Genomic DNA, 13,084 nt, shown 5'->3' with positions numbered 1-13,084 from the left:
TGGAGTCTCATGAGGAAGTGTTGCGTTAGTGGTGGTTAGCCGAGCTCGCTAACGAGTTCCGGCACGATCGTGAACAGATCGCCCACCAGACCATAATCGGCGACGCTGAAAATCGGCGCTTCCGGGTCCTTGTTGATCGCCACGATGACCTTCGAGTCCTTCATGCCGGCCAAATGCTGGATTGCACCCGAGATACCGACGGCCACGTACAGTTGCGGCGCGACGATCTTGCCGGTCTGGCCGACCTGGTAGTCGTTCGGCACGAAGCCCGCATCGACTGCCGCGCGCGATGCGCCCAGCGCGGCGTTCAGCTTGTCGGCCAGCGGCTCCAGAACCTTCGTGTAGTTCTCGCCGTTGCCCAGACCGCGGCCACCCGAGACGATGATCTTCGCCGAGGTCAGTTCCGGACGGTCCAGCTTCGTCACCTCACGGCTAACGAACTGCGAGATGCCGCTGTCTGCTGCCGCTTCGATCTTCTCCACCGATGCGCTGCCGCCTTCGGCCGCCACGGCGTCGAAACCGGTCGTGCGCACCGTGATGACCTTGATCGGGTCTTGCGATTGCACCGTTGCGATCGCGTTACCGGCGTAGATCGGGCGCTCGAACGTGTCGGCGGAATCCACTGCGGTGATGTCGCTGATCTGCGCGACATCGAGCTTCGCGGCGATGCGCGGCGCGATGTTCTTGCCGTAAGCAGTTGCCGGCGCGAGGATGTGCGTGTAGTCCTTCGCGATGTTCAGCACCGTCGCTTCGATGTTCTCAGCGAGACCTGCTTCAAGTTGCGGCGCGTCGGCGAGCAGCACTTTGCTGACGCCTTCAATCTTCGCCGCTGCATCGGCCGCAGCCTGTGCGTTGTGCCCTGCCACCAGCACGTGAATATCGCCACCAATCTTCTGCGCCGCTGCAATCGTGTTCAGCGTCGCGGCCTTGATCGACCCGTTGTCGTGTTCTGCAATTACCAGATTCGTCATTTCGTCCGTCTGCCTTACAGCACCTTGGCTTCGGTCTTCAGCTTCTCGACCAGCGTCTTCACGTCCGGCACCTTCACGCCGGCGGAGCGCTTCGGCGGCTCGGCGACTTTCAGCGTCTTCAGACGCGGCGTGACGTCAACACCAAGGTCTTCCGGCTTGACGACTTCCAGCGGCTTTTTCTTGGCCTTCATGATGTTCGGCAGCGTGACGTAACGCGGCTCGTTCAGGCGCAGATCGGTCGTGATCACAGCGGGCAACGTCAGCGACAGCGTTTCGGCGCCGCCATCGACTTCACGCGAAACCGTAGCCTTACCGTCGGCCACGACAACCTTCGAGGCGAATGTGGCTTGCGGCAGATTCGCCAGCGCAGCCAGCATCTGACCAGTCTGGTTCGAATCGTCGTCGATGGCCTGCTTGCCGAGGATGACCAGCCCAGGCTGTTCCTTATCGACCAGCGCCTTCAGCAGCTTGGCGACGGCCAGCGGCTGCAGGTCTTCGTTCGACTCGATCAGGATCGCGCGGTCCGCGCCAATGGCCAGCGCCGTACGCAGTGTTTCCTGCGACTGCGTCACACCGCACGACACGGCGATCACTTCGGTCGCCACACCCGCTTCCCGCAGACGAACGGCTTCTTCAACCGCGATTTCGTCGAACGGGTTCATCGACATTTTCACGTTCGCGATGTCGACACCCATGCCATCCGACTTGACTCGGACTTTCACGTTGTAATCGACCACGCGTTTGACTGGTACCAGAATCTTCATACTGTTCTCTCAAAATGATGACGAGTGTCTGCGTAAGCGTGCAACACTCCCGAAAACCGGCTCAGTTGAACTACGCGTCCCGTCAGACGCGCCAGCACACGCTCCATGTCGTACCCGAGACGAATGGCGATGTCGGTCGGAGGCTTGGTCCCGTGGAGAAAAGTCCCGGCATCGGATCACGTAATCAGGGGCGCAATGTTGGGTCCGCGCGCGACGTCAAATGACGCCGTCAGCCTTCAACCGGGAGAGTTGCTCACCGGACAGCCCGAGCAACGTCTGGAGCACGTCGTCCGTGCCCTCCCCCAGTCGAGGCGGCGCGGTTCGTACCGGCAAGCGCGCGCCGTCGAAGCGCCAGGGCGGAGCGAGGACTTGCGTGCTGCCAACCTCGGGATGCGGATGCGCCGTCACGAGCGCGCCATCCCTCGCGCGCTTCGAGGTCAGCGCTTCGTGGAGCCCGAGAACTTCACCGCATGGAATGCCGGCCTGCGTCAAACGGTCGAGCAGACTGCGGCGCTCTCTTCGTCCAATTTCGCGATCGATTTCTGGCACCAGTACCGCCCGATTCGCGGCGCGGCCGATATTGGTCTGAAAGCGATCGTCCTCGGCAAGATCGGGCCGTTCGATTACCTCCCGGCAAAAGCGCTCAAACTGTTTATTGTTGCCGACCGTGATGACGAGCGGCCCATCTGCGGCATCGAACACACCGTAAGGTACGATTGAAGGATGCGCGTTTCCGTAACGCGGCGTGTCTTCGCCCGAGATCAGCGCTTCCGCCCCGCAATACGAGGTGATCATCAGTCCGCAATCGAATAGCGCCATTTCAATGTGGTATCCCTTGCCGGTTCGTTGACGCTCGAAGAGCGCCGCCAGAATGGCCTGGGCCGAGTACATCCCGGTGAACATGTCGACTGCGGCAATCCCGAACTTCAACGGGGGCTGGTTGGCCTCGCCGTTGAGCGCCATCAGCCCGGCCTCGCCCTGAACCACCAGATCGTAGCCGGGACGCGCGGCTTCCGGTCCCGTGCGGTCGTAGCCGGAAATCGAGCAGTAGATCAGATCCTCGTGGTCCTGCTTCAGTTGCTCGTAGCCGAGACCCAGCTTCTCCATGCCGCCGAACTTGAAGTTCTGGATCACGACGTCGCTCTTCTGAGCCAGATCCCGCGCGATCTGCTGGCCCTCGGCGGTTTGCAGGTCGAGGCTCACGGAGCGCTTGTTGCGGTTGACGCTATTGAAATAGGCCGTCTCGGTCGATCCGACGCGCAAGCCCCAATCGCGCGTGTCGTCGCCGCGTTTCGGGTGCTCGACCTTGATGACTTCGGCGCCGAGGTCGCCCAGCACCATGCCGCACCACGGGCCCGCCAGTACGCGGGAAAGATCGAGCACGCGTACACCCGCGAGCGGCAGCGATGGATTCAGGTTTGACATAGCAAGTCCGTATTTGCAGGAGTTTCTGGTGAATAGCGAGCGACGCTCTTACTGGCGCCAATGAGCAGTCGGAGCGCAACTCAGGGCTGCGACAGCCCCCTGGCGCCGGCGTCGTGCGAAACGTCCAGCCTGAACATCGAAACGGCGGTTTTCAGGTCGCCTGCCTGTGACTTGAGCGAGCTGGCTGCGGCCGCTACCTCTTCGACCAGGGCCGCGTTCTGCTGTGCGACTTCGTCCATCTGCGTGACGGCCTGGTTGACCAGGCCGATGCCCTTGCTCTGTTCCTGCGACGCAGCGCTGATTTCACCCATGATGTCGGTCACGCGCCGGATCTCGTGAGTGATCTCGCGCATCTTCGTTCCGGCTTCCTGTACATGGCCGGCGCCTGTCCGCACCCGTTCGACGGAATCGCGGATCAGATCCTTGATTTCCTTGGCTGCCGCCGAAGAACGCTGTGCCAACGAACGCACTTCGGAGGCCACCACCGCAAAACCCCGCCCCTGCTCGCCCGCCCGCGCCGCTTCGACGGCCGCATTCAACGCAAGGATATTCGTCTGGAAGGCGATACCTTCGATGATGCCAACGATATTGGCGATCCTGTCCGAGCTGGCATTGATGCCTTCCATGGTTTCCACCACGCGTGACACCACGGTGCCGCCCTGCTCCGCCACCTGGGCGGCCTGTGCCGCGAGCTGGTTGGCCTGACTCGCATTGTCGGCATTCTGGGTAACGGTAGAGGTCAGTTGCTCCATGCTAGAGGCGGTTTCCTCGAGCGAGGCGGCCTGCTCTTCGGTGCGTTGCGACAGATCCTGGTTACCCGCTGCAATCTGATGAGCGGCGGTGGCAATCGAGTCGGCCGAGATCTTGATCGCGCCGATCGTTTGCATAAGTTGCTCCTGCATGCGCTTCATTGAAAACAGCAGGCTTGAGCGGTCATCTGGGGCGGTCTTCACTACGGCGGTCAGATCGTTGTTAGCAATCTGGTTGGCAATCTCGGCGGCATAAGACGGCTCTCCGCCCAGTGAGCGGAGGATGCCACGGTTGAGCAGTACTACGACAGCCGATAAAACGCCGGCCAATACCACCAGAATCCCGAGGCTCTGATACAGCGACGAGTGGAATGCCGCATCGAGGTCATCGACATAGAGGCCCGTCGCGAGAATCCAGTCCCACGGCTGATAGCTCACGCTACAGGCGATTTTCGGCAAAAATCCGGTGAGTCCCGGCTTTGCAGCGGTATAGGCGGTAAAGCCCTTACCGTCGTGTTTGATGACCGCGACCATCTCCCTGAAGAGATACACACCGTTCGGATCCTTGTAGTCGACGACATCCATGCCGTTCAGCTCCGCTTTCGCCGGGTGCATCAGGATGTGCGACTGCGAATTGAGGATCATGAAATAGCCATCTTTGCCGAACCGCATGTTCCGGATGCTGTCCATGGCGCGTTTCTGCGCTTCCGCTAAGGGCATCGAGCCGGCTGCCACCTGGTCGCCAAAGGTCTTGACGACACTCAAGGCGAGCTCCGACGCGTGTTTCAGGTCCGCCTTGCGCTCGTCCAGCCGCACCTCTCTCGTCTGATACGCTTCGTAGATCGATATTCCCGCGAGACACAACAGGCTCAGGATCAGCGGCAGCCAGAGCTTCTGGACGAAAGACAGCTTCATATGTTTGTGAACCTTCCAATCGATAGCCGCGAGCAGGCAAAATCGCCTAATCAGATGGCCGCATGTAACGATGTGCTGCGTTGGTAATGGTCAGCCAGGCTCGCACGCGAGTTCCGGCACCGCCGTGGCAAGACGGAAATGTCACGCGGCAATGCGATCCCGGCCATCGATGCTGTGCAGAGCACAAAGCTCGCCCGGCGTAAGCGGTGTAGCTGGCCCATCAAGGCGAACCACCCGGAACATGGACATCAGAAACCGTCCAGTCGAGGAGGTTCGCCACGCCGGCAGCACGCTCAGCCGCGTCGCGCTTCCGCGATGTGCCACCACCGGCCAATGAGGTATACCGTCAAGGGCAGAACTGCCGCGAGGGGAAGCAGGCGCAACGCGCCTTGAAGACCCACCGAGTCCGCTATCACACCGGTGAAGAAGGGACCCGCTGCGAGGCCTAATATATTGTTGAACAGCGTCAGTGTGGCAAATGCCGAGCCATGGATAGCTGGCGGTGTGGCCCCAGCAATAATCGCGCTACATGTGCCGAACGAACTGGCAAGGAAAAACACCGCGGGCGCAAGGAGCGCGAGCTGCAGATTGCCCGGTGGCAAGCGGAACGCGACCGCCAGCAGGATGCCTAGCACGAGGCAATAACCAATGGCCATGTTCCACCGCTTAAGCGACGAGTCCCGGCTGATCCCGTCGGTGATCACACCGCACAGGAGTTGGCCCATGCCGCTGACAAGGACAAGGCCGGCCGCCGCTACGGCCGCCTTGCTGACAGGCATGTCCCAGTAGCGATTCAGGTAGCTGGGCAGCCACACGAAAAGCGTGCCCTGAATGAAGATCTGCAGGGCGCTGCCAAGGTACGCACAAAAGACGGAACGGGACGGAAACAGACCAGAGAAAAGCGCTTGGGGCGTCAGTTTCAGACGCTCGGCCACCGGCGTTCCGCTCGCATTGGCCGCATGCGCACGCGCGAGCCTTTTTTCCGAGACGACGAAGAAGTAAATGATCACCAGCACAAAACCAAAGACCGCCATCAGGCCCATCGACCAGCGCCAGCCAAAGTGAGTCGCAACGACGCCGGAAAGCGAAACACCGAGCACGGACCCAAAGGCTGCGGCAGACGTAAAGCCGCCGGCAATGGTAGAGCGCAGACGCTTTGGAAAGATGCTCATGAGCATCGCGAGTCCGACACTTCCGTAAGCAGCCTCGCCAACACCAACGAAGATGCGCGCGAGAAACATCTCGTTGTAGCTGCTGGCAATCGCGCACCCGAGCGTGGCAACACTCCACAGCACAGCCATCAGTGCAATGCTTTTGACACGTCCCCAACGGTCCGCGATTATGGAAAATGGGAGGGTCAGCACGCCGACCGCCAACGGCACCACGCCGCTAATCGAACCGAGCTTTGTATCGGTCAGCTGCCACTGCACTTTCAAGATCGGAAACAAGGCATTGAGCGCCTGCCGCGACATGTAGTCAGACAGCAAAAGGCAAAACATCAATGCAAATACCACCCAGGCGTAGACTCGGGCGCCACTGGTAGCCGCCGCCGACTCGGCCGGCACTACGTTACTTGTATAAGGGCTCAATTCTGTCTCCTCCAATGATTCTCTAAATTCATATTGAATCGTGCCGCCTGGCGTCGTCTGGCCCGTGTGAAGCAAGACCGCTAAACCGGGACCGGCAGTAGTTTCTGCTGACCGCCAGCATCGCCGAACGCTTTCTGTATATCGCCGTGCGCGCTTTGGATTTCGACGCTTATTTCAAGCGTCTTGATGACTTGTGGAAGGCGCTCGCCAGCATGAACACCCTCCGTATAAGTGTTGCACCAAAGCCTCCCTTGCGGCTGCGAAGCGCCAGACGACGGACACTGATTTCAGGATAGCACCGAGAATTATTTTTGGCGACATTAATTATTATCCGCACGCGAAACGTCACGCCTGAGCGCAGAAACGAACTGTTTCGAAGCGGCGTAGGCCCCAAGCAAAGCTAAGGTTCCTAATATTGGGGGCACGACGAAACGATCCTCGATAGGGATTTCTCGCACCGGATCGAGCTGGTCCGGCGCAAGTAAAGTTGGAACGTGCGTGGCCTGATCGCGGGATCGGCATGATGCTCTGCGTGTACGCGAATCCGCTGACGCGGGAGCATGAACCCCGCATCGGCGTGTAGCAAACAACCGGAGGTGCTGGTATACGGTGTCTGCTATTAGGTGAGCGTACCAGCGTCCAGGAGAGGATGGATGAGCGGGAAGCGAAGTCGATTCCGACGACATGACATCCCAACGTGCCGCCACTATGCAGGGAATGTTCCAATCAATTCGTGCCGCATCGCGGCCACGATAGACGGGTCACTGGCAGCGGAAAACCCACCGCGGCGTTCCAAAAGATGGAACGCCGGGCAATCCGGATTCAACCGTCCAGAGCACGCCGGGAGCGACTCACTCTGTAGAGGCGGCGGCTCCTTCGGCCCGCGCCGCCTTTGGGGCACGTGCGGGTCGACTGTCTGCCGGTTTTGCAACGATTGCGCGAATGGCAGCATCCCTGGCGTCGTCCAGCCGCGAGGCTGCAAGGGAAAGCAGTAGCTTGTTGTCCCGTTTGATCGCGGCCTTCTGCAGCGCGCTCCAGACTTTTAAAGATGTGCGAACCGATTGAGGCTTAGCCACAAATCCTAGCCGGACATATCGCAGGGTTCGCAATGAGATGGAGTGCAGGACATCGACCAGAAGCCGGTTGCGGCACAGATCGACCGTGTTGAAATTCAGGAGGAAGCTTTCCACAGCATAGGCGTCTACCGACTCCTCGGCCGCCCTGATTAGCCTTGGCATATGTGCGTTCAGCAACGCCTCGAGTTCGGACGGGCTTTCGCGCGCCACCTGCTCCAACATCGTGACGTAAAGCACGCTGCGCACACGGAAAATGTCCCGAAGTTCATTCTCGTCGGGCGCCGTAACAATCGCCCCGCGCCTGGCCTGAAACTCAACCAGGCGGTCCCGCTCCAGAATACGCATCGCTTCGCGCACCGGCGCGCGGCTGACGTGCAACACCTCGCTGATATCTTTCTCCAGCAAGCGTTGCCCCGACTTCACCAGGTCAAGCGTAATGACCCCGGCCAGCCGGGCAGCGATCTGCTCGGCAATCGGCACCGAGGCATACGCCCAGTCCTGCCCACGCAGCACCGCCCGCTCGACTGCCAGCATCAGTGAATTCTTGGGCGTAAGGAGCGAGGAAAGATCGGGAAGGTTCTGCGTTTTATTTCGGGCCATGGCGTATAGCGCAATGAATTTTCGTCGAATTTAATCCTTTGACCATTATAGTCTCCAGCATTGTAATGTCGACAACAACTCCCTGGCCAACGGGCGTATCGAGTATACGGTGGGTACCAAGGGCGACAGCCATGACGACGCGCTGACCGAGGCAATCAAAGATCCATACAAAACCGGACTGCGACCACGGGCTGGAGCCCGAACACCTCGAGCCTCGCGAGGACAGGCAAACGGTTAGTATGGTTTATCGCCTTCGATTCCTGCTCGCTCCATCTTGCGCGGAGCCGGCCAATAATCCATTACCGCGTAGTGCTGCGTTGGCCGGTTGTCCCAGATGGCAATACTGTTCGGTTTCCACCGGAAGCGAACCTGATACTCAGGGATCGATGCCTGGCTCTGCAGATAATTCAGCAGAAGGCTCGCACCTGGCGTCTTGTCCAGACCGTAACGCACGTTCTCAGGTGTATGGTAGTTGGCGAAATGCGTCGTGAAGCTGCTGACGTATAGAATCTTTTCGCCAGTCTCCGGGTGCGTCCGCACGACAGGGTGCTCCACCTCTGGATTCCGCGCCGCAAGTTTTCTTCGTTCCTCCAGATCCATTGCCGCACCGAACGAGTGCTCAATGCTGCTTTTTGCTCTCAATCCCTCGATGCGCTTCTTGATCTCTTCTGGTAGTTGCTTATAAGCCTCTACCATGTTGACCCAGATGGTGTCACCCCCAACCTCTGGACACTCGACGCAGCGCAGCACGGCGCCCATAGATGGGTTCGGCCGCCAAAGTCCGTCACTGTGATAGTTATTTTCGTAAGGATTCTTTTGTTCCGATCGATAGATCTGCACGAGGCCCGGGTTTTCCGGATCGCTCTCCGCAACCGGATGTTCTTCCAATTTCCCGAAACGGCTCGCAAAGGCTACATGCTCTTTCCGAGAGATATCTTGATCTCGAAAAAAGAGGACTCGGTGCTTAAGCAACAAAGCCTTGACTTCTGCGAACAGCGATGCATCTCGAGACGCATCCCCCAGGCTCACACCGGACACCTCGGCACCAATGCAAGCGGTCAGTCTTTCTACCTTAATCATGAGCGATATCTCCTTGTTCTGGTAGGAATTTCGCCAATTCCCCCACCGTCGCCGCGTGGCGCCGCAGCTTTACGAAACCGTAAAATATTGTTGCCCTGCATCTGTACAAACACGATAGCAGACCATTTTATTTATGTCGACATTAAGTTATGTTCCTTAGGCTTGGTCGGTCGCGAAATACGATGGCAGGTATGGCTAGCCGTGCGCCGCGCCCGCCGCAGGCCGGGTTGATCGCGAGTTATTGATGCCGCCGCTCGGGCTGTCGGTAGTGCGTGAGCACTCATTTGATCGCGCAACTGGAGCTTGAATAGCCGGATGGATCATCGCGACGCTCTCTGCTGAAGCAGTCATGGCGGGCGCCTGGCGAGCGCGCTGATCAACTGAAGCAATTCCAGCGCTCGCGCTGCGGCGCGAGAACCGTCTGGCAAATCTCCCCGAACATAAAGAGGGCGAAGCTCCTCGATTTCGGTCAGCGCACCAAGCAGTGCGCCTTCCGCAAGGGAATACTTGCGCAGCATGTTCACGACCAGCATCGAGTTGTGGACGATGTCCTCACTGTCTGAAGTGACGCCGCGGCGATGCAGCGCATAGTTCGCCCAGTGTGTCCCAGCCAGCATCGCTGCCTCAATCTTCATTTCCCAGTCATCTTTGCCGAGAAACCTCAGTGACGTCTCGATGTTTTCAGCCTTGAGCCGATGATTCTCTGTTTTCATACTCGGTACCCTTCAACGCCTGTTCGAATGTGTACATGACTTGTGTAAACGCTTGCTCACATTCGTCGACAATGGCTTGTACTGGAACGCGATCTCCGCGAATGCATGGATCCCGGTGATGTTCGATGGTATGCAACGCGTGTTCGAGTTGCCGAATGGCCTGAGGTACGTCTCCCGCGATCTCCGGCCAGCCAACATGGCTCACATCGCCGAGCCCACGCAACTCGCGTGCGTAGCTGCCGTCCGGTTGCTTCACAACGTGCACGCCGGGAATGGTGGAGAACACAGGGTCGTCACGCGTCAGACCAGCGAGATGAAGCGTTGCGTTGAACACGTTGATGCTCGCGGTCAGCGTGGTCCAGAACCACAATTCGAAGTCGGCTAACGGGTCGAGGTGCTGCCGAAGCACCGCCAGGCGTCGCACCTTGTCGAGGTGAGAGATGACTTTCATGACAGGTTCCTCCTTACGTGAACGGCCGGCCTGCATATCAGTGAAGGGCGACAGACTCCATCACATGCCGGGCTTCGAGTTCCAGTTGCGCTTCGAGGGTATTGTCAGCGTGACGACGCAATTTCTTGATCCGGACGATCACCCGCTGCGGACCGGTCGCGAACGTCACTGCCATGGAGATCGCCTCGGTGAGCGCGCGCCCTGAGTCAACGAGGCGGTTGACGATACCCAAACCATGCATGCGTTCGCCCGTGACAGGCTCGCCCGTCAGGCATAGTTCCGTCAGCACTCGCCGTGAGACGAATTCGGACGGAGCACGGCGGTTCTGTCGCCGGGCGAAAGGCCGACCTTCCCATACGCCACAAAGAAAGACGCATTGCGAGCGGCAACCAGCATGTCACACGCGAGCGCAATCGATAAACCCGCACGCTGAACCTTCGACTGCGGCGATCACCGGCTTGCTGCAACTGCAAATCGAGCGGATCAGGTCATGCAGACGTTCGATTCCTGCGCGAAGCTCCAGCAGCGTCGTCGTGGGTCGTTGCGCATGCCGGTCCAGATCGCCGCCAGCGCAGAAGGCATTGCCAACGCCGGTGAGAACGATTGCGCCTATACCCGGATCGGCCTGCGCTTCAGCCAGCGCGGCCGGAAGGGCATCACATAACTCATGAGTCACCGCATTGCGCGCGGTCGCGTTGTTGATGGACATCACTTGCACCGCGCCATCGCGATGCTTGAGAACCGCTTCGTTCATGGCTTTAACTCCGACCAAGCGCGATATAGCGCGCGAGTTAATGGTCTTCGTCGCCTAGTCGACGATCGATCATTACGGTCCATCGGAAACCCTGACTCCCGCAAGGCGCAGTCGACCGGGAAAAGTCGCACCCGGTTTGCAGACTCGAATCAGATTCAAATCCATTGGGCAAGTCTGTCAATTCAAACTGAACTGGCCTGCGCGCTGCACTACTGACCGAACGGCCGCTGCACCGTGAGCTTGCTGGTCACCGACGCCACCCCCGCGACGCCATTCACGACCTCCGTGACGGTATTGATCTGCGACGCCTCCGGGACAGTGCCGCTGATCATCACGGCCCCGCCTTTCGCAGTGACGCTGATGTTGCCCGCGTCAATCTCCTTGTGCTTCGCGAGCGCTGCGTACACCTTGCGTCGCAGCGCGCGATTCGCCTGCCGCGCGGCTTTGGCCGTCATGCCGCTCGACGCGGAGGCTGCGGTGCCAGCCAATGCCCCTGCCGACGAGCCGTCCTGCGCCCACGCACCGATCGACACTGCCGCGATCGCGACGCCAAGAGCCACCCTGAGTCCATTCATCGTTTTCATCGTTGCTCTCCGTTTCGATTTCAATGCATCAGAAGCTGTGACGCAGGCCGATCATCGCGGCCGTGGTCGATACGCCCGGCGCGACGATCTGGCCGTACATGATCGTCTGGTTCATCTTCCCGCGGTTCGCAACGTACCCGACCTGCGCAGAGACTATCGTGCGCTTCGACAGGCTGTATTCCGCGCCCACTGCGTATTCGCTCGAATGGTTCGCCGAGTTGTTGCGATCCTTCAGGTAGTAGAAGCCAGACGTGATCTTGAAGAACGGGGTGAACTGATAGCCGAGACCACCCGAAATCATTTCGTAGTCCGCGAGGCGCGTGTTCGACGGATTCTTGCCGATCCCGTACGACGCCGACACCGATACGCCGCGGAACGTGTACTTCGCGCCGAAATAATAGAGGCGGTTATTGTCGTACCCGGTCGGCGCGGCCGCCGCGAGGTTCGTGTCGTGGGCGTTGTAGTAGACGGCGGACAGATTGAGGCCGTAGTTCGAATACCTGAGCACCGCCGATTCGCGCGTACCGCCCTGAATCTGGCCCGCCACGCCGCCCGGCGCGTACTCGAGCGCGGCTGACGCGCCGTAGAACTTCGGTGTCTGGTAGACGAGCGCGTTGCTGTCATACAACGCGCCGAGCGGCACATTCGTGTTCGTCCCGGGCCAGCCGGCGGCCTGGTTCAGCCCGAGCCATGCGCCCAGGATGCTGCCGAAGTACTGCGCCGCGCGGACGTCGGTATCGGCCATCGCGTAGATCATCGGCGTGTATTGCCGTCCGGCGTCGAACGTGCCGAACGGTCCGGAGAGGCCGACCGTCGTCTGCTGGTTGAATATCGCAGTCGTGCCCGTCGTGTCGGGCAGCCCGACCTTGCCGTTGCTGCTGTTGAACACCCCCTGTAGCCTGAAGTTGACCTTGTAGCCGCCGCCGATGTCTTCGGTCCCCTTGATGCCCCAGAAACTCCCATAGAGGCTGCCGTCCTTCATGCCGTACACGTGCCCGTTGTTGTGGGCGTTCGGCGCGAACGAGGACGCCGCCGTGCTCTGAAAGAAAACGCCCGAATCGATTGCGCCATACAACGTGACCGACGACTGCGCATGCGCTGCGCTGGCGAATACCGCGAGTATTGCTACTCCGCTCCACTTCAGTTTCATTGACGTCGCCTCTGCCTTTTATGATGACCGGGCGAGCCCGGGCGGATGCTTGCCTGTTACCGAATGGCGCGGGGTCGTCGATCCCCGCTGCCGGCGCAATCGGTGCATGCGCGCGTTCATGTAGCGAAAGATCTTCCCGGTATTGGAGCTGTGGAACTGAACGATGTCGCCGACGACTTCTATACAGAAGGCCGGCGGCGATCGCCCCAACCAGGGTGACCGACGACCCCGCATACGCGCCGCCGCTCAATAACGACGACGGC

13 protein-coding genes are annotated in these 13,084 nt (G+C 59.8%); all 13 read right to left on the bottom strand.

Translation table 11 applies throughout. The annotated features are described in order from the left end of the window. Nucleotides 1–35: 35 nt before the first annotated feature. Complete coding sequence (locus OKW35_RS24500) at nt 36–971, bottom strand: electron transfer flavoprotein subunit alpha/FixB family protein (protein WP_429553348.1); 936 nt, start codon at nt 969–971, stop codon at nt 36–38. 14 nt (nt 972–985) lie between these two features. Further along, nucleotides 986–1,735, bottom strand: coding sequence for an electron transfer flavoprotein subunit beta/FixA family protein (locus OKW35_RS24495; protein ID WP_090806690.1), 750 nt, complete (start codon nt 1,733–1,735; stop codon nt 986–988). 216 nt (nt 1,736–1,951) lie between these two features. After that, nucleotides 1,952–3,160 carry a CaiB/BaiF CoA transferase family protein gene (locus OKW35_RS24490; RefSeq protein WP_429553347.1) on the bottom strand — a complete coding sequence of 403 codons (1,209 nt, stop codon included), beginning with the start codon at nt 3,158–3,160 and terminating at the stop codon, nt 1,952–1,954. Between the two features lie 80 nt (nt 3,161–3,240). Continuing rightward, complete coding sequence (locus OKW35_RS24485) at nt 3,241–4,824, bottom strand: methyl-accepting chemotaxis protein (protein ID WP_429553346.1); 1,584 nt, start codon at nt 4,822–4,824, stop codon at nt 3,241–3,243. A gap of 293 nt (nt 4,825–5,117) precedes the next feature. Continuing rightward, nucleotides 5,118–6,413 (bottom strand): MFS transporter, encoded by a 1,296-nt coding sequence (locus OKW35_RS24480; protein WP_429553345.1) that lies wholly within the window; start codon nt 6,411–6,413, stop codon nt 5,118–5,120. 851 nt (nt 6,414–7,264) lie between these two features. Then, nucleotides 7,265–8,089: a GntR family transcriptional regulator gene (locus OKW35_RS24475; RefSeq protein ID WP_429553344.1), complete on the bottom strand. Its 825-nt coding sequence runs from the start codon at nt 8,087–8,089 to the stop codon at nt 7,265–7,267. A 234-nt stretch (nt 8,090–8,323) separates the two neighbouring features. Further along, nucleotides 8,324–9,166 (bottom strand): TauD/TfdA dioxygenase family protein, encoded by an 843-nt coding sequence (locus tag OKW35_RS24470; RefSeq protein WP_090810166.1) that lies wholly within the window; start codon nt 9,164–9,166, stop codon nt 8,324–8,326. 350 nt (nt 9,167–9,516) lie between these two features. Continuing rightward, entirely contained in the window at nt 9,517–9,882 is a 366-nt protein-coding gene (locus tag OKW35_RS24465) for a hypothetical protein (RefSeq protein ID WP_090806699.1), read from the bottom strand. Then, a complete protein-coding gene (locus OKW35_RS24460; RefSeq protein WP_176079014.1) occupies nt 9,851–10,333 on the bottom strand; it encodes a hypothetical protein in 483 nt (160 codons plus the stop codon). Before OKW35_RS24460 ends, OKW35_RS24465 begins: the two co-directional genes overlap by 32 nt. A gap of 37 nt (nt 10,334–10,370) precedes the next feature. Continuing rightward, complete coding sequence (locus OKW35_RS24455) at nt 10,371–10,565, bottom strand: hypothetical protein (protein WP_429553343.1); 195 nt, start codon at nt 10,563–10,565, stop codon at nt 10,371–10,373. 165 nt (nt 10,566–10,730) lie between these two features. Beyond that, the gene (locus tag OKW35_RS24450; protein ID WP_429333629.1) at nt 10,731–11,087 is read right to left on the bottom strand and encodes an enoyl-CoA hydratase-related protein; all 357 of its coding nucleotides are present in this window, start codon (nt 11,085–11,087) and stop codon (nt 10,731–10,733) included. Nucleotides 11,088–11,296: 209 nt separating this feature from the next. Next, the gene (locus OKW35_RS24445; RefSeq protein WP_429553342.1) at nt 11,297–11,671 is read right to left on the bottom strand and encodes a BON domain-containing protein; all 375 of its coding nucleotides are present in this window, start codon (nt 11,669–11,671) and stop codon (nt 11,297–11,299) included. Nucleotides 11,672–11,699: 28 nt separating this feature from the next. Beyond that, nucleotides 11,700–12,821, bottom strand: a complete 1,122-nt coding sequence (locus OKW35_RS24440; protein WP_429553341.1) for a porin — start codon at nt 12,819–12,821, stop codon at nt 11,700–11,702. Nucleotides 12,822–13,084: the final 263 nt, after the last annotated feature.

Origin of the sequence: Paraburkholderia sp. MM5477-R1 (assembly GCF_050436385.1) — a bacterium.
In the GTDB taxonomy this organism is placed as follows: Bacteria; Pseudomonadota; Gammaproteobacteria; order Burkholderiales; family Burkholderiaceae; genus Paraburkholderia; species Paraburkholderia tuberum.
This window is presented reverse-complemented; position numbering and strand designations above follow the sequence as displayed.